Source organism: Cysteiniphilum sp. QT6929, from assembly GCF_030035755.1.
GTDB classification, from domain to species: domain Bacteria; phylum Pseudomonadota; class Gammaproteobacteria; order Francisellales; family Francisellaceae; genus Caedibacter; species Caedibacter litoralis.
Genome location: NZ_CP103983.1, coordinates 1,433,832 through 1,452,786 on the forward strand (window position 1 = coordinate 1,433,832; position 18,955 = coordinate 1,452,786).

Here is an 18,955-nt window from a genome sequence, read left to right on the forward strand (position 1 = left end):
TATGCGTGATAAAATCAAATTAGTTTCAAGCGCTGGCACTGGTCATTTTTATACAACGACCAAAAACAAGCGTACTATGCCAAACAAAATGGAAATCAAAAAGTTTGATCCAGTTGTTCGTCAACACGTTCTTTATAAAGAAGCTAAAATCAAATAATTTTTCCTTGCCCAGCTCGGGCATTTTTAATATTCCTAAATTCAATAATGTCGAAAACTTCCAGTTTTGCAGTGTATATTTTCAGATGCAACTCAGATAACTTGCGCTTTCATATTAACTCTATACACGATAACAAACATCCCTGCTTCTAGAGCAAAGTCACCAATAAAGTGCCTTTTGCCAGAATTTAATAGGCGTTTTTGAATTCTTGTCAGGTTCGATAATGGCAGCAAAACATCACATTGGAACTTAACTTGAATATCTATGATTGTTTAAGCAATTACCCAGCGCGAAAATACTTTCAATCAATATGTTTCTAGCACGGGATATTTAAAACTTGGAAAAATAAAAGAAAATCGTGGCGGAGAGAGAGGGATTCGAACCCCCGGACCTGTTACAGTCAACGGTTTTCAAGACCGCCGCTTTCGACCGCTCAGCCATCTCTCCGAACGAGGGCTAATTATAACGGCATTTTTGTAAATAGAAAGAGGTGTTTTTGTTTTTTTAGGAAAAATTTAACTTAAATCATTTGAGCGCCTATTTCTCAACCACCAAGACACCAAAAACAACTAAAACACAAACTTAGCACTTCTTTTTAATCCATCACTATGATAAAATCGCCACGCTTAAATTTTTAGGGATTGGTAACAACCCACACAGAAATTAGCAAAACTGAGTAGTTAATAATAAATATTAAGGTAACAAAGATGAAAACGTTTAGCGCTAAGAGTGATGAAGTCAAAAGAGAATGGCTTTTGATCGATGCAAATGGTAAAACTTTAGGTCGCCTTGCAACTGAAATTGCAAGACGTCTTCGTGGTAAGCATAAAGCTGAATACACACCTCACGTAGACACAGGTGACTATATTGTTGTAATCAACGCTGAAAAAGTTGCCGTAACTGGTAACAAGCAAAAAGATAAAATTTACTACCACCACACGGGTTATATCGGTGGTCTTAAATCTGTTTCTTTCGAGAAACTAATCGCGCAACACCCAGAGCGTGCGATCGAATCTGCTGTTAAAGGCATGCTTCCTAAAAATCCTTTAGGTCGTGCGATGTACAAAAAGTTAAAAGTTTATGCAGGTGAATCTCATCCGCATACAGCGCAACAACCACTTGTTTTAGAAATATAAGAATAGGATAGGAAAATGACTCAAGCATACAATTACGGTACTGGTCGTCGCAAGAGCTCAGTTGCTCGTGTATTTATGAAAAAAGGCACTGGCAGCATTATTGTTAACGGTTTGCCACTAGATGATTACTTCGGTCGCAAGACTGCAAGCATGGTTGTACGTCAGCCACTTGATTTAACGAACAACCTAGAAAGCTTTGACTTCAAAATCAACGTTCATGGCGGTGGTGAAACAGGTCAATCTGGCGCAATCCGTTTAGGTATTGCTCGCGCTTTAGTTGACTTTGATGAGAGCTTAAAACCTGAACTACGTCATGCTGGATTTATCACGCGTGACCCACGTAAAGTTGAGCGTAAGAAAGTTGGCTTTAGAAAAGCACGTAGAAAACGTCAATTCTCTAAGCGTTAATCAACACGCTTACTTTCTACTTTTTATACATTTTATTTTATTAAAAGCCCAACTGAAGCTTCAGCGGGGCTTTTTTGTTATTACTACGACTTCTATGATGCAAAATGGCTGATCAGTAGTATATAATGTTGAAGCTAATATTGAATAAGGAAAATTGGGATAAATGTCTGCTCAAAACAAACGATCATCAATGACTTTATACACCAACGGTAATGACCCTTTTTGTCATCGCATTAAAATGATTCTTGCGGAAAAAGACATTAGTGCAGATATTATTGATGTTGTTGCTGAAGATAAATTAGAAGAGCTTTATGAGCTTAACCCTTATGGCGGCGTGCCAACATTAATGACAAAAGATCTAATTGTATATGAGCCGAATATCATATTTGAGTATCTTGAAGAGCGTTTTCCCTACCCTCCTTTATTGTCTGTTTTCCCACTTGAGCGTGCTCAAGCGCGTATGTTATGCAAGAAAATTGACAGTGAATGGATGCCTTATCTTGTCAATGCATTAAACGCTGATAATGAAGACATTAGACAAGCGAATAAGATTGCGCTACTTAAGGCACTTTTTTCATTGATTCCGACACTTAGCAGACAATCGTACTTACTTGGTGATGACTTCACCATTGCGGATTGCTCACTTGCCGTGATCCTATATAACTTACCTAAGTTAGATATCCGCTTGCCTGAAAAAGCAATGCCGCTCATCAAATATGCGAAACGTTTATTTGCACGTAATTCATTTAGAAAAAGCATTAGAACTCAATAAGGAATACCACCATGGCAATGTTACGCGCTTACCTAGTTGAAGCAACCTATGACTGGATGATCGATCATGATTTAACACCCTATTTACTGGTCGATACTGAATATGAAGGTGTGATCTTACCCGAAAGCCATATCGATGAAGATGGTAAGATGCTACTTAATATCGCGCCTGAAGCAATTGAACGCTTTGACTGTGATGATCAGTTTATTCGCTTTGACGCAACATTTGATGGCGAAGTGATGTCACTGCAAATTCCTGTTGAAGCAGTGCTTGAGCTTTACGCCGGTGAAACCGCGCAAGGTCTTTATGCTCGTGAGTTTGGTTATGGCATTGATGTTAATGAGGGTGATGATAATGACGTTAACCCTTCAAAAAATAGCGCACAAAAAGGCAGTGGCGGGCTGCATTTGGTTTAGCCATGTTAGATTATAGCTTTCTTATCGGACTTGGCATTGGCAGTATTATCTGCTTTTATACCATATTCCGCTTACGCAAACAGTTTAAAATCATCCTAATGCAACGTGAACAACGTTTATTTGCTCTAACCTCAGTCACTGAAAAACTCGTTGCCAGCGCCAACCTACAACGCAGCGGCTTATTAAATAAAGAAATCGAAGACTCTCTACTTGAAGGGCTTAATATGTCGGCGATTGAAAAAGCAGGCATTACGATCCGTGGACTCGCAAATCGCAACTTATCACGCCCAGAAAGCATGCAATTTTGTCTTGATCGTTTGCAAAAAAATATCGATCAACTGGGAAAAGATTATAACGACCCATTTCGTTGGAAAAAACCTAGTTAACTTACTAGCTCCATTGCTTCAAGCATGATGTTATCCTAGAATAACACCCGAGTTGTAACCGTGCGATTTTACTCTTTATTGAGAAAATACAACAACACAGCAGCAACTTAAACTGATACAACCTAGTAAACATACACAACAAGGAACTTGATCCAATGCGACAGGTATCTCATTCATTAGGCGCCAATCCTAGCTATGGCATTATTGGCAATGGTCGACTTGCGCGACATATACAATTTTATTTTAAGCTCAAAAACATCCCGCACACGCTATGGCATCGCCAGCAACCAGAGTCTCCTGAAGATATATTAAATCAAAGCGACATCATTCTTCTGGCAATTAGTGACGATGCGATAGACGCATTTTTGGATGAGCACCCCCGATTAAATGACAAGTTATGTGTGCACTTCTCAGGTACTTTAGTTAGCCAACACGCCCTGTCATATCATCCTTTGATGACATTCTCACCGGAGTTTCAAGATCTTGATTTTTACCAAAACCTGTTCTTTGTTGGCGAGGATAATGCACCAACATTTAGCACTATTTTTCCACAATTAACCAATCCATTTATTCAAATCCCCCAAGCAAAAAAAGCCTATTATCACGCACTTTGTGTGATGGCAAATAACTTTACCACACTCTTATGGCAAAAATTTTTTAATGAAATGACAACAATCTTTAATGCATCACTAAATGATCTCAAACCCTATCTTAAGCAAACACTGCTTAATATCGACAGCGATTATAACAACGCCCTAACAGGTCCCTTAAAGCGCCAAGATTTACAAACAATTGAGCACAACTTAGATGCACTTGAAGAAGATACTTTTATTAAAATTTATCAAGCCTTTGTCGACGTCTATCAGGCAAATTTGGATAATAAAACGGGAGAAAAACATGAGTACACACAATCTAATTAAAAAGCCAAGCATTAATAATCTACAAGGCAAAAAGCTCAAGCAACAAAAGTTATCAATGCTGACTTGTTATGATTTCACTTTCGCGCAAATCATGAATGAAACTGCCATTGACATGTTGCTTGTTGGTGATAGTGGTGTCATGACGCAATTAGGGTACCCTGACACAACCCATGCGACAATTGATATGATGTGCTTCATGACACAAGCCGTTGTTAAAGGTGCGCCTGATAAATTCATCATTGCTGATATGCCATTTCTTGCACAACGCCAAGGCATAACGCATGCCATACACTGTGCTGACAGATTAATCAAATGTGGCGCCAATGCCATTAAGATCGAAGGTGTTAATGGTCATCAAGAAGTTATTTCACATATTATTGAATCTGGCATCCCTGTGATGGGGCATATTGGATTAACACCGCAATCAGTACATAGCTTGGGTTACAAAGTACAAGGCAAAGATCAAAAGGCTGCCAAGAATCTAAAAGAACAAGCACTGCGACTTCAAGAAATCGGCTGCTTTAGTCTGGTAATGGAATGTGTACCTAGTGAACTTGCCAAGGAGATCAGTCAAATGCTTAGCATTCCAGTGATCGGTATTGGGGCAGGTAACGATGTCGATGGTCAAGTACTTGTGCTACAAGATATGCTTGGTTTAAACAGCCATCTCCAGCCGAAATTTGTGCGTCACTTTCTTAATGGCTTTAACGATATCAAAGCAGCATTTGACGCTTATCATCATGCTGTACAAAGCGGTGACTATCCTAATAAGCAAGAAAGTTACGATATTAAAATTGCATAACTTACTGGAGTTCCACACTTTAGAAAAGCTATGACTTTATAAACACCCCGTCAGCCTGCGGCTGTCACCCCTCTTGAAAAGAGGGGAATTAGGCAACGGTAATTTTATATTCCCCTCTTTGCAAGAGGGGTGCCGAGTTTACGAGGCGGGGTGTTGAAATAGAAAAAGACCGTAACGCCAGTAACTTAAGGAAACTCAATGAAGATTTTTAATGATATCGCCTCTTGGCAAACAACACGCCAACAAATCGCAACGGATAAAACCCTAGGTGTTGTAATGACCATGGGCGCACTGCATAAAGGCCATTTGAGCTTAATCAAGCAAAGCCAACAAGACAATGAGTACACATTAGTGACAATTTTTGTCAATCCGACACAATTCAACAATCAAGGCGACTTTGACAATTATCCAAACACATGGCAACAAGACGTTGATTTACTGACGATGGAAGGCGTTGATTTTCTACTATCGCCACACAAAGAGATGATTTACCCTGATAATTATAACTATCAGATCAATGAGAAAAGTTTAAGTCAAATACTCTGTGGTGCTTCACGTCCTGGACATTTTGGGGGGATGCTTACCATTGTCATGAAGCTATTAAATATTGCCCAAGCAAATAATGCTTACTTTGGCGAAAAAGATTACCAACAATTTCAACTGATCAAAGGTATGGCGCAAGCATTTTTTATCCCAACCAACATCGTTAGCTGCCCAATTATTCGTGAAGAAGATGGACTCGCTTTTAGCTCAAGAAATTTACGTTTAGATGAGAGCGCTCGCAACAAAGCGAGCTATTTTGCCCAAATGATTCGTCAAAGTCATGATATTGAGCAAGTGAGAAATAAACTTATTGCCAATCACATCACAATTGATTATCTAGAGGATATTGATAATCATCGCTTTGCAGCAGTAATTATTGACGATGTTCGCCTAATTGATAATTTCCCACTTTCTGAAATCACCCAACTTACTAAGGAAAATGCATGAAACGCACGCTATTAAAATCTAAAATTCACATGGCAACCGTCACAGAAGCAAATTTGAATTATTACGGCTCAATCAGCATTGATCGCGCGCTTTGCAAAGAGGCAAATCTCATTCCTTTTGAGCGCGTCGAAATCTATAACTGTAACAATGGTGCGCGCTTTGCCACCTATGTCATCTTGGGTGATAAAGGTGAAATTTGCTTAAATGGCGCCGCAGCACGTCATGTCGCGACGGGTGACACCGTCATTATTGCATCTTATGCTGAATATGAGGCGCATGAATTAACCGATCATAATCCTCATCTTGTCTTTGTTGATAAACAAAATGACGTGATTGAAATTAAGCGCTATTTGGACTCATCCATTAATCATTAATTAGGAAAATCACAACGAAACATACTGCCCTTACCAAGGTCACTTTGAATGCTTAATGAGGCTTTATGACGAATAAGCACATGTTTGACAATCGCCAACCCAAGACCAGCACCGCCTGTTTCTGGTGAGCGCCCTTTATCAACACGATAAAAACGCTCAGTTAGGCGCGGGATATGCTTTTGCTCAATACCTAAGCCTTCATCTTTGACATAGAAGTGCTTGCCATGTTTACCCTGATACCAAGCAATCGTAATTCTTCCACCATTTGGGGAATATCGCACCGCATTGATAATCAAATTACTAAAGCAGCTATTAATCTCTTTTTCATTGCCTTGAAGTGCCAATCCTTCATCAATATCTATAACAAACTCATGCTTATCCGTGCCTAGTGTTTTTGCTGACTCGATAATTTCAATAAGCATGGCTGGCACATTAAGAGTTTCTAGCTCACCTTTTTGCACCTGATGACTTTGAACCTTAGACAATAGCAGCAAGTCCTCAATAAGCCACTCAATTCGCATCATTTGTTGTTGCATTTGCTCGAAATAAGGCAACCATTCACTTAAATGCTCAGCGACATCTGGTTGCATCAACTCTAAATAGCCACGAATAACCGTCAACGGTGTGCGCATTTCATGTGATACATTGGCAACAAAATCTTGACGCATGCGCTCAATATGATGACGAAAACCAGCATCTTGCGTAATAAGCAAGAAATGCTGATCGTATGGAATAAGTACCACAGACAATATCTGATCCGGTGTTTTGGGTAACGGCAACTCAAAGGTGCTCATGTTTTTTTGCCGTAAGTAAGTCAATAAAGCAGGAAACTCAAAAACTTCAGTAATATTTTGCGTCAATTGTGCGCTTGATAGTTGAAAAAAATTTTTAGCCGGTTGATTAAACCATTGCATTATTCCTTCTTGATCGATGATGACAACGGCATCAGTGATACCTTGCGCGAAGGTCTTTGCCCACAGCAAGCCAATTTTATTATGCTCATCTATCATTTTCACACCAACTCTTGATTAATTAGTTGATAACCTTCGCCACGAATCGCCCGCAAATAAATATCATAATGAAAAGGCGCTAAGAGCTTTCTAACCCGAGCAATATGCACATCAACCGTGCGCTCAGTAATCTCTTTGTCGGCATTCCAAACATGATCTAGGATGCGCGCACGCGACAATGTTTTACCAGCATGTTTCATTAAATAGGTTATTAACTTAAATTCAAGTCGCCCACATTTAATGACTTCACCCTTAAACACCAGTAAATGACTTTCTAAATCAGCATTAAGCTCTCGAAAAGTAAGTTTTGATTTATCATCATTTCCCCCTTTTGTCCGCTTTAACAACGCCTGAATACGCATAACCAGCTCTTTAGGCGAGAATGGTTTGGTGACATAATCATCAACCCCCATGCCAAATCCTCTTAACACATCACCTTCTTCAGCTTTTGCTGTCAGCATAATTACTGGCAAGCTCTCAAGTGGTTTCGTTTGCCTGATCTGTGCTAATAGTTTGATGCCACTGGTATCTGGCAACATCCAATCCAATAAAACCAAATCAATACTTGAATCACTCATTAGTAATTTCAATGCTTGCACACCATTTTCAGCCATTACCACCTCATATTGTTGGCGCGTTAATGTCAGTTGCAATAACTGCCGTATCGGTGGTTCATCATCCACAATTAGTATTTTTGCCATATGATCATCAAACCTTACTTAGATTCACCATAAAATGCTAACTTATCTACGCTAAAGATTCTAGTAGTATCACGGTAAGCCATATTGAACAAGTGCACCAGATAGCATTTTGACGCATATTGATTTCGCTATTTATTGTGTTATAGTTTGCCGCCAAGGAAATGACGTTCTTCCCAAGTGTACAAATGATTATATCGATCAAACACTTAAACCATCCTTTAAGATTGATGACGTCTATGTAATACAAACTTAAAGGAGAATTACAACGATGTTAACGTTATTATTAGTTGGTTTAGGTGGTGGCTTAGGTTCTATCAGTCGCTTTGGCTTATCTGAATTTATTTACAAAGTGTTTGGTAAATCTTTCCCACATGGCATTTTGATTGTCAACATTTTAGGATGTCTGTTGATTGGTGCATTGGCAGCATTTTTTCAGAAAGAGCGCTTGCTTGAGCATTTTCTCACACCACACTTTAGAGCCTTATTAATCACCGGCTTCTTAGGTGGATTTACAACGTTCTCAAGTTTTAGCTTAGACGCCTTAACGCTTCTACAAAAAGGTGAATGGTCAAAGGCAATTATTTACATTATGCTTAGTGTTCTTATTTCGATGATTGCCGTTTTTGTCGGCTTTTATTTAGTTGAGAAATATTAGGGTCTATTTATTCACCAAGATTTTTAAGCGGAACACCGTTTTCTAAATTCTTTTCAATATGCTCAAGGCTGACACCTTTTGTCTCAGGCACGAAGAACTTCAAGAAGATCATTGCTAAGATACAAAAGCCACCAAACACAAAGAATATCGAGGCATTACCATAAAGCTTCATAAAGCTTAATGCATTTGCCATCACAACGCCTGCGAACGTCCAGTTAACCATTGTCGTTACTGTCATACCAATTTCACGTCCCTTTAATGGGAAAATCTCGGCACAAATCACCCAAGCAACAGGCCCCCAAGAGCAGGCAAAACCAAAAATATAGACAACTGCTGACAATAATAAAACAGTTTTTGATAACCCACTAGGTGACGCATTGCCTGCCATTGATAGGAAAGCGAAGCCTGCTGCAAACATTGACACCATCATCACCACAGCACCAACATATAGCAGTTTCTTGCGACCCCACTTTTCAATCCATTTAATTGCTGGAAAAGTAAAAAGCATATTAACCGTTGGAATAGCTAAAAGTGCTATGATCCCCGTCATCCCCGCATAACCAAAAATCGTTGGCGCGTAGTAAATCATCATGTTAATACCAACGAGCTGTTGGAACATCTGCAATACCACACCAACAATCAATACTTTCCAGAAGAAACCTTTAGAAAGCATATTAAAGCCAACACCTTTGTTGACTGAAATGCTTTCTTTGATTTCATTAACCTCGTCATCAATTTCCTGCTGTGATGCACGCACACGCTTTAGCACCGAAATAGCTTGCGCTTCTTTGCCTTTTAACAGCAACCAACGCGGACTTTCTGGCAGGAATACACTCCCTAAAAACATGACAAATGCAAACACGACAATCACGCCAAACATCAAAGATAGTGAAATTTCAACATGTCCTAACGCCTTGGCAATAAAAACGTTTGTTACCGCAATCAAGAATATACCAATGGTAATCATTAGCTGAAACAATGTCGCCATACCACCGCGAATAGCTTTTGGCGCAGTTTCAGATAAATATAGTGGCACGGTAAATGAAGCGATACCGACCGCGAACCCTAAACCAAAGCGGCACGCTGTAAGCACGAACAATGGCGGCAAAAAAGCCGAGATTAATGAAAAAGTAGTGAATAGAAACCCTGCTAGCACAAGTACTTTCTTGCGCCCTAGAGAGCGCGCAAATAACCCACTAAGTAAAGCACCCAGAATACCACCCCACGCCAAAACAGCCGAATAATGCTCGCCTTGCTGTGTGGTCAAACCATAGACATGGTCAATCGTTGATAATGAGTTGGCAATAAAGCCTTGGTCTAAACCAAATAGTAAACCGCCTAATGCACCGATTAAGCAGATCATATAGACCAGTTTTTGATACTCTTTTTTTGCATTGACATTAGCTGTCATTGGATTCTCCCCGTTTTTTTAACATTTGTTGAGATAAATAATAAATGGTAAAAATATGTTAACGCAGTATTGCAGCAATAATTGCATATCTTGTCAATAAATTACTTATTTATTGCTTAAAATAATTAGGCGTCATTTGTACCAAATTTCAAATTATCGTATCCATACAAAGGCTACAACATAAAAATCACATGCTTTTTTATCAAAAAGAACTCAGTCATATTGCTTAAGCCAATAACCACAATAATCACTTTACGCTTTTCATTCCCAAGTTATTTATCCTGTCATTTGGCTGTTCTTTGCTTGTTAACTGCACTTAAAATGCGATATATTTGCCATGAATAAATTCCTGTAAATACAAAACAAAAAAGAATAAGGTAACCAAATTATGCATCATTTTTTAGGCGCTATTGAAGCTGGAGGAACCAAGTTCGTCTGTGCAATCGGCACTGATGACGGAAAAATTCTACAACGCATTCGCATTAAAACAAGTACACCTGAAGTCACTATGCCCGAAGTTATTGGTTTTTTCCGTGAGCACATGCACAATTACCCCCTTAAGGCAATTGGCTGTGGGTCTTTTGGTCCTATTGATCCTGATATCAATTCCAAAACATATGGTCATATCACCCACACGCCCAAACTACCATGGCGCGATTATAATATCGTTAAAACACTAGAAGATGGATTACAAATACCTGTTGCATTTGATACGGATGTCAATGCCGCCGCACTAGGTGAACATCGCTGGGGAGCAGGCAAAGGGATCAGTGATTTGATTTATCTGACCGTAGGCACAGGCATTGGCGGAGGTGCGATCGTCAACAATCAATTAGTGCACGGCAGTGCTCATCCTGAGATGGGGCACATTTATATCCCTGTTGATTTAACACAGGATGATTTCAAAGGCATTTGCCCATATCACGAGCGTTGTTTAGAGGGTTTAGCCTCAGGCCCTGCTTTGAAAGCGCGTTGGCAAGTTGATTCAGCGCTAGATCTTGCAGATGATCATATTGCTTGGGAGCTAGAAGCTGAATATCTATCATATGCACTCGTAAACTATATGATGTGTTTTGTCCCTAAGCGCATTATCTTAGGAGGTGGGGTTATGAAACAGACGCACTTATTTGAGAAGATTCATACTAAAGTGAAAGCAAAAATTAATGGCTATCTGAATCAAGACTATTGTGATACTATCCCATCGATTATTGTGCCGCCGACTTTAGCAGATAATGCTGGCATTATGGGCGCTTTGGCTTTAGCTAGTACCGCCATAGGCGCCACGCTAACAAAAAGCCCACTTGAAGCCGAATAATCAACCACGCACATACAGAATAAATTAATTGTTTAAGGTTTTAAAATGAATATAAATGAAGTAGGTAAAATATATGAACGCCCGTGGGGAACATATCGCACAATTGAATTAGCAACCGGTTATCAGGTAAAAGTTATTACTGTTAACCCTGGTGGGCAATTATCTTTGCAAAAACATTTCAAACGCGCTGAGCATTGGGTGGTTGTTAAGGGTTCACCAACTTTCACCATTGGTGAGAGCAAAAAAATGTACCACGCCAATGATCATGTGTATATTGAGAAAGAGGAAATCCACCGCATGGAAAATACAACGGATTTGCCATGTGAAATCGTCGAAATACAGATCGGTAACTACCTTGGTGAGGATGATATTATTCGATTGGAAGATATTTATAATCGTTAATTAGCACCAAATGATACCAAGTCAAAGCTTTTAATCAACCAAGATAAAAGTATATTTTTCAGGGGGTATGCCATACACCCCTACAGTAAAACCAAATACAAATGCCTAACCTCTTGAATACAGTTAAATCTTTTTAAATAAAAACTTGTAATTTTTTTCTTAAGCGCAATCTATAGCGATCATGTTTTTATAAATCCAATCATTTAAGCGGGGAAACTATGTTAGAAATGAAAGGTACTACGATTTTATGTGTACGTCGTGGCGATGAAGTTGTCATTGGTGGCGACGGTCAAGCAACACTAGGCAATACGGTTGCAAAAGATAATATCATCAAAGTACGCAAATTAAGTAATGGTAAAGTATTAACAGGATTTGCTGGATCAACAGCCGATGCTTTTACCTTGTTTGAAAAGTTTGAGCAAAAGCTTGATTTTTACCAAGGCAACCTTGAACGCGCCTCCGTTGAGATGGTGCGTGAATGGCGCCTCGATCGCATGATGAGCAAGCTTGAAGCAATGATTATTGTCGCTGATGAAAACAAATCCCTTCTAATCTCAGGCGTTGGTGATGTCATGGCGGCTGATGAAAAAGGCATTTTATCAATTGGTTCAGGTTCGGCTTTTGCAAAAGCCGCGGCACATGCCTTGGTCGATAACACAGAGCTTTCAGCATATGATATTGTTAAGAAAAGTCTCAATATTGCCGCAGATATTTGTATTTATACCAATCACAATTTAACCATTGAAAAACTGCCCAACAAAGCAGCCGTATAATTGACACAAGGGGATAGAAATTATGTCACAAATGACGCCTAAAGAAATTGTCAGTGAATTAGATCGTTTTATTATCGGGCAAAAAGATGCAAAAAAAGCAGTTGCCATAGCACTTAGAAATCGCTGGCGCAGAATGCAGTTAGAAGATGGTATGCGCCAAGAGGTTACACCTAAAAATATTTTAATGATTGGACCAACTGGCGTTGGTAAAACAGAGATCGCGCGACGCTTAGCAAAGCTTGCCAATGCGCCATTTATCAAAATTGAAGCGACAAAGTTTACCGAAGTAGGTTATGTTGGTAAAGATGTCGACTCTATCATTCGCGATTTAGCAGACATCTCAATCAAGATGTATCGTGAGCAAGAGAAAACCAAAGTCGCCGTTCGTGCTGAAGAGCTCGCAAAAGAACGGATACTAGATGCATTATTGCCTGCAGCACGTGAGAGCAAAGTGGGCTTTGCCAATGAACCTGTTGAAGTTGAGCAAAAAACTGAAAATACAACACGCCAACTTTTCAGAAAAAAACTTGCCTCTGGTGAGCTCAACGACAAAGAAATTGAAATCGATATCGCCATGGCAGCACCGCAGATGAATATCATGGGACCTCCAGGCATGGAGGACATGACCAACCAGTTGCAAAGTTTATTCTCATCAATGGGTGATGAACGTAAGAAACGTCGTAAAATCAAGGTTAAAGACGCCTTAAAATTACTACAAGATGAAGAAGCCGGTAAGTTAGTTAATGAAGATGATATTAAGCTTAAGGCAATCGAAGCCGTTGAGCAAAATGGTATTGTATTTATTGATGAAATTGACAAGGTTTGCAAAAAATCAGATCAGCGTGGTGGCGATGTCTCACGTGAAGGTGTTCAGCGTGATTTATTGCCATTAGTTGAAGGCTCAACCGTCAGCACCAAATATGGCATGATCAAAACAGATCACGTGTTATTTATCGCCTCAGGCGCTTTCCATGTTGCCAAGCCATCAGATTTAATTCCTGAGCTACAAGGACGCTTGCCGATCCGTGTTGAGCTAAGATCACTTGAAGTTGAAGACTTTGTACGCATTCTCACAGAGCCGGATTATTCATTGATTAAGCAGTATGTTGCTCTATTAGGCACTGAAGGTGTTGAGATCGTCTTTGAAGAAGAAGCTATTAGACGCATTGCTGAGATTTCATTCCGCGTTAATGAAGAAGTTGAAAACATCGGCGCACGACGCCTGCACACAGTGCTTGAACGTTTATTGGAAGAAGTTTCTTTTGATGCTTCTGATCGCACTGAAAAAACCTTTAGTGTCACCAGTGATTACGTCAATGAAAAACTGGGTAACTTGGTCAAGGATCGTGACTTAAGTCAGTACATTCTGTAGCGCATTTGTACACTTCAGAAAAATTCGTCAATAAACGTATGAAAACTCAAAAAATACAATTGACATTAGGGGTTTAGCCCTTATAATCTGATCCTGTTCTGCGGGAATAGCTCAGTGGTAGAGCACAACCTTGCCAAGGTTGGGGTCGCGAGTTCGAACCTCGTTTCCCGCTCCAGTTGGCTGGGTAGCAAAGTGGTTATGCAGAGGCCTGCAAAGCCTTGGACACCGGTTCGATTCCGGTCTCAGCCTCCAGAACAAGTCTTTGCCCGGGTGGTGAAATTGGTAGACACAAGGGACTTAAAATCCCTCGAGACTTAACTCTCGTGCCGGTTCGACTCCGGCCCCGGGCACCATCAAATTTTCCCAATGACTTTATAATAGCTACCATCTTGATGAGGCTTAAATTACTTACTGAAAAATATTAACAAATTTCCTTACCGATGAAATATGAATACTTAATTTGTACAAATCATTTAATGGCAGCGTATTTTAGTTGAACTGCATCAAAATCATACTTTTTAACATCTATAAGCCTTAAGTTGATGTCTTGATTAACCCTGCCAAACAAAGATTTACCTTCACCAAGCAGGGTTGGGATAACAGTTACTATAAGCTCATCAATTAATCCTTCATTTAAAAAAGACTGAATAATCAAAGCACCGTCAATATACAAATTATTAGCATCCTTGACATTAAGCGATCTAACTAATTCTTTTGGTGTTCCTGAAAATACTGAAACCTTATTCTTCAACACATCAGGAACGAGCACATCACTTCTAGCCATAATGATCACTCTTTTATTAGCATATGGCCATTGATCGAACTCTAATACCTTATTAAACGAGTTTTTACCCAATACGATTGTGTCAATAGCGCTGATAAAATCAGCATAACCACAATCCTCATCAGCGGGTAACGACGCATTAAACTTCATTAACCAATCGATATCCCCATTTACTCGCGCAACATAGCCATCTAAACTCGTTGCGATAAAAACTGATAATTTCATGTTAAAACACCCTTGAAGAAACTACGATTTAAAATAATACGGATAATACTTTGGCTCCCAAATCACTTGATCTATCTTACGCCAAATATCATCAACATCTTGAGCGACACCATCCTCAATTGCCTGACGTGCAACAGCAAATGCCACCTGACGACTGACGCTGTATGCCTCACTTAGTTTTGGTAATAACGCATCATCTTGGGTTGAATAATTTGCTAGCGCCTTACATGCCGCCCATAACATATTATCTGTAAAGCGCTTCGCAGCGATCGCAACGATACCTAAACCAATACCTGGGAAAACCAGAGCATTATTTGACTGCGCAATACGATAAACTTTACCTTTATAACCGACATCATCAAATGGGCTACCTGTAGCAATCAGCGCGCGCCCTTCCGTCAAGCGAATGATATCCTGCGGTACACGCTCACAGCGACTCGTTGGATTGGATAGGGTAAAGATAATCGGGCGATCATTATTCTCAGCCATAGATAAAATAACATCATCCGTGAAAGCATTAGCAACACCTGAGCAGCCAATCAAAGTTGTTGGTTTCGCTTGCTTGACCACTTCAGCAAGTGCAATGCGTCCTTGCTCATCCGCATTCCAGCCTTTAACGGACTCACGTGTACAAGCATAAGGGCGTTGAAAATCCATCATGTCCTGATCATCAATCAACAACCCGTCTTTATCAATACACCAGAAGTGCTGATAAGCTTCCTCTTTTGTCAAACCTGAATGCACAAGGGCTGCAACAATCTCATCAGCAATACCCAGTCCTGCCGTTCCCGCACCAAAGATCACAAATTTCTGGCGATTAAACTTCAAGCCTGAGCGTTTGGATGCTGAAATCAAGCCCGCTAAGGCAACGGCAGCAGTCCCCTGCATATCATCGTTAAAACTGCAGATTTCATTTTGATACTTTAATAAATTTTTACGTGCGTTATCACGTCCAAAGTCTTCCCAATGCAGGAATGTCGCAGGCATCTCTTCTTTAACCGCTTCAATAAATAGCTGCACCATTTCATCATATTGCTCACCACGCACACGCTCATGACGCCAACCAAGATACAACGGATCTTCTAATAACTTCTTATTATTGGTACCTGCATCTAAAAATACTGGCAAATAACGTCCAGGATTAATGCCCGCACACAGCGTATACACCATAAGCTTAGCAACTGGTATTTCAATACCGCCAACACCTTGGTCACCAATTCCTAACACACCTTCCGCATCACTAACCACAAGAATATCAACATCTGAGTTAGTGCGATTACGTAATATCTCACGCATTTTATAGCGATCTGGATAAGCAATATAAAGCCCTCGAGGTGATAGAAATTGCTCGCTATAGCGCATCACTGCCTCACCAACTGTTGGCGTATAGATAATCGGCAGCATTTCATTGAGATTATCGCGCACTAAACGATAAAACAATGTCTCATTGATATTATGCAAGTTCTTTAAAAAACTATAGCGCCCAATGTTGCTTCTAAAAGATTTATACTGCTGATAGGCACGCGTTTTTTGCTCCTCTAAAGATTCGATCTGGAAAGGCAATTTACCCAGCAAGCCAAATTCTTCACGCTCACGCTCGCTAAAGGCCGTACCTTTATTAAGAGATGCAAGTGTTAATAAACTCTTACCATGCAAACCAGTTTCAACCCACATTTCATTGCTTTCAGGGTTGCGTTTAAATTCAAATCTTTTTGTTTTCTTCATCATTATGCTTCTATCGTTATTTTTTATATTTATACCTTTCGGCTAAAACTAAATATTCATCCACAAGTACTGACCGTACTCTGAGCATCAGTCGAAGCGATGCACTGAGCATCAGTCGAAGTGGGTAAGCCTGGGCAAATCACACTTCATGAAGGCTTCGACTTACGCTCAGCCAACGCTTACACAATCAAAGAGAGCAGGAATATGGTCATAGCCTATCTTTACTAACTTAAATTTCTAATCTCTAATTCATTTAGTCTTTAGCACCAAACTCACGCACGGCATCAACCATCACCTTAACTTTATCCGGTGAAATATCCGGATATACGCCATGTCCTAAATTAAAGACAAAGCGACTATATGGCGCTTGACTTGTAGCAATGCTTTTTACCGAGTCTATAATACTTTGATTACTACCATAAAGTGCTGCAGGATCTAAGTTGCCTTGCAACGCAAATTTATTGCCAACGGCTTGTCTTGCACGCGCTATATCAATACTCCAGTCAATGCCAATACCATCACAGTCGGTTTTAATCAGCTGATCTAACCACAATCCACCGCCCTTGGTGAAAAGTGTCACCGGCACATGCGGATGACGTTTTTTAAGCTCAGTTGTGATCGTTTGCATATAGTTTAGTGAAAAGGCTGCATAGTTACCTTCTGCTAACATGCCACCCCACGTATCAAAGATCATCACTGCATCAGCACCTGCTTTGATCTGTTCATCCAGATAACCAATAATCACAACGCTTAGATCAGACAATAATTTATGCAAAAGCTCTGGCGCGCTATAAAGCATCTTACGCAATTGCGTAAACTGTTTTGAGCCCTGTCCTTCAACCATGTAAGCCGCTAACGTCCAAGGACTACCAGTAAACCCAATTAATGGCACGCGATCTTTAATCGCCTTTTTAGTGGTTGAAACCGCATTAAACACATAATGCAATTTATCAATAGCACCTTTGGTATCTAAGCGCTCAACGTCTCTTAAAGTTGTCAATGGCGCAGAAAAAATTGGTCCCTTTCCACTGACAAATTTAAGATCCATCCCCATAGCTTCTGGAATGGTTAATATATCTGAAAATACGATAGATGCATCTAAATCATAGCGATCTAAAGGTTGCAAAGCCACTTCACAACAAGCTTGAGCGTGTCGACACATCTGCATAAAATCACTAAACTTGGCGCGTGTCTGACGATACTCTGGCAAATAGCGTCCAGCCTGGCGCATGATCCACAGCGGTGTTTGTGTCACCGGCTTGCCTTGTAAGGCATCTAAAAACAATGTTCTCATTTCTTATCCTTTTTATAATAATCGATCCCGTCAGGGTGATATTTAAACCGCTTGTATGTCCACTGATATTGCTCTGGATATTGGCGAATAATTTCTTCAAACCGCTTGGTAAAGGCGTAAGCTACTGGATCTTCAATGCCATCAATTGCTTGATAGCGCTTAATCAAAGGCTCCAAGTCCTCATTAAACAATGTCAAGCCTTTGCCATCAGCATTTCTAACTGCATAGCTTAACACAACCGCAGGCTTGTAGCGCTCATATAATTTCCCAGCAAAATTCATCGTCTTGGCAGGATTGCCAAAGAAATCAATATAATTACCGCCCGCATCAACCGGCACTTGATCGGTTAGCATCGCAATCACTTCCTTTCTTGCTATGGCTTTAAATAGCATTTTCACCCCTTTTTGATTGGCAGGTGACATGTTTTCGCATAAGCGTGAGCGCGCACGCAGAATAAGCTTATCCAGCGTTTTTATCTTAGGTGGTGTGTATAACATCGCCGAAGGATATTTACTTGAATAATACATCGAAGCAATTTCATAACTACCTAAATGAGGCGCGACAACCATGACGCCACGCCCTTCTTCATACAAACGCTGTGAAACATCTCCGCCATGTACCACTTGAATTTGTTTCAATAGTTTTTGCGGATTTTTGAATAAGATTCCCGGCATTTCAGCCCCTGTCATACAGGTTTGCTGCAAAGTTTTCTTAACCAGTTTACGTTTATGATAGTCACTTAACTCAGGAAAACATTTATCAATATTGATACGTGCTATGCGACGCATATCGCTTTTACAATAATAAAGTAACACCCCAATCATCGCACCAATACGCTGCGCTGTTTTAAAACTTAACTTTCCCCACAGAAACAATATTAATATCAGGGCTTGAGCACCTATTTTCTTCATCGCATTTTACCGTTTT

The 18,955-nt window shown here is 40.0% G+C and carries 22 protein-coding genes and 4 tRNA genes; 18 read left to right on the forward strand and 8 right to left on the reverse strand.

Annotated elements, in window-relative coordinates; genetic code table 11:
• Position 1 precedes the first annotated feature (1 nt).
• Positions 2 to 157 carry a 50S ribosomal protein L33 gene (rpmG, locus tag NYP54_RS06145; protein WP_117001430.1) on the forward strand — a complete coding sequence of 52 codons (156 nt, stop codon included), beginning with the start codon at positions 2 to 4 and terminating at the stop codon, positions 155 to 157.
• A 359-nt stretch (positions 158 to 516) separates the two neighbouring features.
• Here the strand turns inward: rpmG and NYP54_RS06150 are convergent.
• A tRNA-Ser gene (locus NYP54_RS06150) sits at positions 517 to 604 on the reverse strand.
• Positions 605 to 864: 260 nt separating this feature from the next.
• Between NYP54_RS06150 and rplM the strand changes: the two genes are divergently transcribed.
• The 9 genes from rplM to panD all read left to right on the forward strand — a co-directional run bounded on the left by rplM (position 865) and on the right by panD (position 6,361).
• The gene (gene rplM, locus NYP54_RS06155; RefSeq protein ID WP_117001431.1) at positions 865 to 1,293 is read left to right on the forward strand and encodes a 50S ribosomal protein L13; all 429 of its coding nucleotides are present in this window, start codon (positions 865 to 867) and stop codon (positions 1,291 to 1,293) included.
• Positions 1,294 to 1,308: 15 nt separating this feature from the next.
• Entirely contained in the window at positions 1,309 to 1,701 is a 393-nt protein-coding gene (rpsI, locus tag NYP54_RS06160; protein WP_117001432.1) for a 30S ribosomal protein S9, read from the forward strand.
• 163 nt (positions 1,702 to 1,864) lie between these two features.
• On the forward strand, positions 1,865 to 2,473 hold the full coding sequence (locus NYP54_RS06165; RefSeq protein ID WP_117001433.1) for a glutathione S-transferase N-terminal domain-containing protein: 609 nt from the start codon (positions 1,865 to 1,867) through the stop codon (positions 2,471 to 2,473).
• Between the two features lie 11 nt (positions 2,474 to 2,484).
• On the forward strand, positions 2,485 to 2,889 hold the full coding sequence (locus tag NYP54_RS06170) for a ClpXP protease specificity-enhancing factor SspB (protein WP_117001434.1): 405 nt from the start codon (positions 2,485 to 2,487) through the stop codon (positions 2,887 to 2,889).
• A 2-nt stretch (positions 2,890 to 2,891) separates the two neighbouring features.
• Positions 2,892 to 3,275: a hypothetical protein gene (locus tag NYP54_RS06175; RefSeq protein WP_283155774.1), complete on the forward strand. Its 384-nt coding sequence runs from the start codon at positions 2,892 to 2,894 to the stop codon at positions 3,273 to 3,275.
• A gap of 155 nt (positions 3,276 to 3,430) precedes the next feature.
• Positions 3,431 to 4,195: a Rossmann-like and DUF2520 domain-containing protein gene (locus tag NYP54_RS06180; protein WP_283155775.1), complete on the forward strand. Its 765-nt coding sequence runs from the start codon at positions 3,431 to 3,433 to the stop codon at positions 4,193 to 4,195.
• Positions 4,173 to 4,997, forward strand: coding sequence for a 3-methyl-2-oxobutanoate hydroxymethyltransferase (gene panB, locus NYP54_RS06185; RefSeq protein WP_283155776.1), 825 nt, complete (start codon positions 4,173 to 4,175; stop codon positions 4,995 to 4,997). Before NYP54_RS06180 ends, panB begins: the two co-directional genes overlap by 23 nt.
• A 198-nt stretch (positions 4,998 to 5,195) precedes the next feature.
• A complete protein-coding gene (gene panC, locus NYP54_RS06190) occupies positions 5,196 to 5,987 on the forward strand; it encodes a pantoate--beta-alanine ligase (protein WP_283155777.1) in 792 nt (263 codons plus the stop codon).
• Positions 5,984 to 6,361: an aspartate 1-decarboxylase gene (gene panD, locus NYP54_RS06195; protein WP_283155778.1), complete on the forward strand. Its 378-nt coding sequence runs from the start codon at positions 5,984 to 5,986 to the stop codon at positions 6,359 to 6,361. Before panC ends, panD begins: the two co-directional genes overlap by 4 nt.
• Here panD and phoR read toward each other — a convergent pair.
• Together phoR and NYP54_RS06205 are read right to left on the reverse strand one after the other, a co-directional pair.
• A complete protein-coding gene (phoR, locus tag NYP54_RS06200; RefSeq protein ID WP_283155779.1) occupies positions 6,358 to 7,371 on the reverse strand; it encodes a phosphate regulon sensor histidine kinase PhoR in 1,014 nt (337 codons plus the stop codon). The genes panD and phoR overlap by 4 nt on opposite strands.
• A gap of 2 nt (positions 7,372 to 7,373) precedes the next feature.
• Positions 7,374 to 8,072: a response regulator gene (locus tag NYP54_RS06205; protein ID WP_283155780.1), complete on the reverse strand. Its 699-nt coding sequence runs from the start codon at positions 8,070 to 8,072 to the stop codon at positions 7,374 to 7,376.
• Between the two features lie 268 nt (positions 8,073 to 8,340).
• Between NYP54_RS06205 and crcB the strand changes: the two genes are divergently transcribed.
• Positions 8,341 to 8,727 carry a fluoride efflux transporter CrcB gene (gene crcB / locus NYP54_RS06210; RefSeq protein WP_117001442.1) on the forward strand — a complete coding sequence of 129 codons (387 nt, stop codon included), beginning with the start codon at positions 8,341 to 8,343 and terminating at the stop codon, positions 8,725 to 8,727.
• 7 nt (positions 8,728 to 8,734) lie between these two features.
• On the opposite strand, the gene NYP54_RS06215 is transcribed toward crcB, so the two are convergent.
• Positions 8,735 to 10,138, reverse strand: a complete 1,404-nt coding sequence (locus NYP54_RS06215; protein WP_283155781.1) for a sugar porter family MFS transporter — start codon at positions 10,136 to 10,138, stop codon at positions 8,735 to 8,737.
• A gap of 388 nt (positions 10,139 to 10,526) precedes the next feature.
• Between NYP54_RS06215 and NYP54_RS06220 the strand changes: the two genes are divergently transcribed.
• The 7 genes from NYP54_RS06220 to NYP54_RS06250 all read left to right on the forward strand — a co-directional run bounded on the left by NYP54_RS06220 (position 10,527) and on the right by NYP54_RS06250 (position 14,353).
• Entirely contained in the window at positions 10,527 to 11,453 is a 927-nt protein-coding gene (locus tag NYP54_RS06220; RefSeq protein ID WP_283155782.1) for an ROK family protein, read from the forward strand.
• 45 nt (positions 11,454 to 11,498) lie between these two features.
• Positions 11,499 to 11,855, forward strand: coding sequence for a phosphomannose isomerase type II C-terminal cupin domain (locus NYP54_RS06225; protein WP_283155783.1), 357 nt, complete (start codon positions 11,499 to 11,501; stop codon positions 11,853 to 11,855).
• Positions 11,856 to 12,073: 218 nt separating this feature from the next.
• Positions 12,074 to 12,628, forward strand: a complete 555-nt coding sequence (gene hslV, locus NYP54_RS06230; protein ID WP_283155784.1) for an ATP-dependent protease subunit HslV — start codon at positions 12,074 to 12,076, stop codon at positions 12,626 to 12,628.
• A 22-nt stretch (positions 12,629 to 12,650) separates the two neighbouring features.
• Positions 12,651 to 14,000, forward strand: a complete 1,350-nt coding sequence (gene hslU, locus NYP54_RS06235) for an ATP-dependent protease ATPase subunit HslU (RefSeq protein ID WP_283155785.1) — start codon at positions 12,651 to 12,653, stop codon at positions 13,998 to 14,000.
• Positions 14,001 to 14,100: 100 nt separating this feature from the next.
• Positions 14,101 to 14,175 (forward strand) — tRNA-Gly (locus NYP54_RS06240).
• A gap of 3 nt (positions 14,176 to 14,178) precedes the next feature.
• Positions 14,179 to 14,252: transfer RNA gene (locus tag NYP54_RS06245), tRNA-Cys, on the forward strand.
• A 12-nt stretch (positions 14,253 to 14,264) separates the two neighbouring features.
• Positions 14,265 to 14,353, forward strand: a tRNA-Leu gene (locus NYP54_RS06250).
• Positions 14,354 to 14,469: 116 nt separating this feature from the next.
• On the opposite strand, the gene NYP54_RS06255 is transcribed toward NYP54_RS06250, so the two are convergent.
• The 4 genes from NYP54_RS06255 to NYP54_RS06270 all read right to left on the reverse strand — a co-directional run bounded on the left by NYP54_RS06255 (position 14,470) and on the right by NYP54_RS06270 (position 18,939).
• Positions 14,470 to 15,009 (reverse strand): dihydrofolate reductase family protein, encoded by a 540-nt coding sequence (locus NYP54_RS06255; RefSeq protein ID WP_283155786.1) that lies wholly within the window; start codon positions 15,007 to 15,009, stop codon positions 14,470 to 14,472.
• A gap of 21 nt (positions 15,010 to 15,030) precedes the next feature.
• Positions 15,031 to 16,737 carry an NAD-dependent malic enzyme gene (locus NYP54_RS06260; protein ID WP_283155787.1) on the reverse strand — a complete coding sequence of 569 codons (1,707 nt, stop codon included), beginning with the start codon at positions 16,735 to 16,737 and terminating at the stop codon, positions 15,031 to 15,033.
• 250 nt (positions 16,738 to 16,987) lie between these two features.
• Positions 16,988 to 18,028 carry a uroporphyrinogen decarboxylase gene (gene hemE, locus NYP54_RS06265; protein ID WP_283155788.1) on the reverse strand — a complete coding sequence of 347 codons (1,041 nt, stop codon included), beginning with the start codon at positions 18,026 to 18,028 and terminating at the stop codon, positions 16,988 to 16,990.
• On the reverse strand, positions 18,025 to 18,939 hold the full coding sequence (locus tag NYP54_RS06270) for a lysophospholipid acyltransferase family protein (RefSeq protein ID WP_151192936.1): 915 nt from the start codon (positions 18,937 to 18,939) through the stop codon (positions 18,025 to 18,027). Before NYP54_RS06270 ends, hemE begins: the two co-directional genes overlap by 4 nt.
• Positions 18,940 to 18,955 lie beyond the last annotated feature (16 nt).

Coding starts and splice junctions, on each gene's coding strand:
- NYP54_RS06225 (WP_283155783.1), top strand. CDS start 11,499: ATGAATATAAATGAAGTAGGTAAAATATATGAACGCCCGTGGGGAACA.
- hemE (WP_283155788.1), bottom strand. CDS start 18,028: ATGAGAACATTGTTTTTAGATGCCTTACAAGGCAAGCCGGTGACACAA.
- NYP54_RS06255 (WP_283155786.1), bottom strand. CDS start 15,009: ATGAAATTATCAGTTTTTATCGCAACGAGTTTAGATGGCTATGTTGCG.
- NYP54_RS06270 (WP_151192936.1), bottom strand. CDS start 18,939: ATGAAGAAAATAGGTGCTCAAGCCCTGATATTAATATTGTTTCTGTGG.
- NYP54_RS06165 (WP_117001433.1), top strand. CDS start 1,865: ATGTCTGCTCAAAACAAACGATCATCAATGACTTTATACACCAACGGT.
- NYP54_RS06170 (WP_117001434.1), top strand. CDS start 2,485: ATGGCAATGTTACGCGCTTACCTAGTTGAAGCAACCTATGACTGGATG.
- panC (WP_283155777.1), top strand. CDS start 5,196: ATGAAGATTTTTAATGATATCGCCTCTTGGCAAACAACACGCCAACAA.
- hslU (WP_283155785.1), top strand. CDS start 12,651: ATGTCACAAATGACGCCTAAAGAAATTGTCAGTGAATTAGATCGTTTT.
- rplM (WP_117001431.1), top strand. CDS start 865: ATGAAAACGTTTAGCGCTAAGAGTGATGAAGTCAAAAGAGAATGGCTT.
- NYP54_RS06175 (WP_283155774.1), top strand. CDS start 2,892: ATGTTAGATTATAGCTTTCTTATCGGACTTGGCATTGGCAGTATTATC.
- phoR (WP_283155779.1), bottom strand. CDS start 7,371: ATGATAGATGAGCATAATAAAATTGGCTTGCTGTGGGCAAAGACCTTC.
- crcB (WP_117001442.1), top strand. CDS start 8,341: ATGTTAACGTTATTATTAGTTGGTTTAGGTGGTGGCTTAGGTTCTATC.
- panB (WP_283155776.1), top strand. CDS start 4,173: ATGAGTACACACAATCTAATTAAAAAGCCAAGCATTAATAATCTACAA.
- NYP54_RS06220 (WP_283155782.1), top strand. CDS start 10,527: ATGCATCATTTTTTAGGCGCTATTGAAGCTGGAGGAACCAAGTTCGTC.
- hslV (WP_283155784.1), top strand. CDS start 12,074: ATGTTAGAAATGAAAGGTACTACGATTTTATGTGTACGTCGTGGCGAT.
- NYP54_RS06205 (WP_283155780.1), bottom strand. CDS start 8,072: ATGGCAAAAATACTAATTGTGGATGATGAACCACCGATACGGCAGTTA.
- panD (WP_283155778.1), top strand. CDS start 5,984: ATGAAACGCACGCTATTAAAATCTAAAATTCACATGGCAACCGTCACA.
- rpmG (WP_117001430.1), top strand. CDS start 2: ATGCGTGATAAAATCAAATTAGTTTCAAGCGCTGGCACTGGTCATTTT.
- NYP54_RS06215 (WP_283155781.1), bottom strand. CDS start 10,138: ATGACAGCTAATGTCAATGCAAAAAAAGAGTATCAAAAACTGGTCTAT.
- rpsI (WP_117001432.1), top strand. CDS start 1,309: ATGACTCAAGCATACAATTACGGTACTGGTCGTCGCAAGAGCTCAGTT.
- NYP54_RS06260 (WP_283155787.1), bottom strand. CDS start 16,737: ATGATGAAGAAAACAAAAAGATTTGAATTTAAACGCAACCCTGAAAGC.
- NYP54_RS06180 (WP_283155775.1), top strand. CDS start 3,431: ATGCGACAGGTATCTCATTCATTAGGCGCCAATCCTAGCTATGGCATT.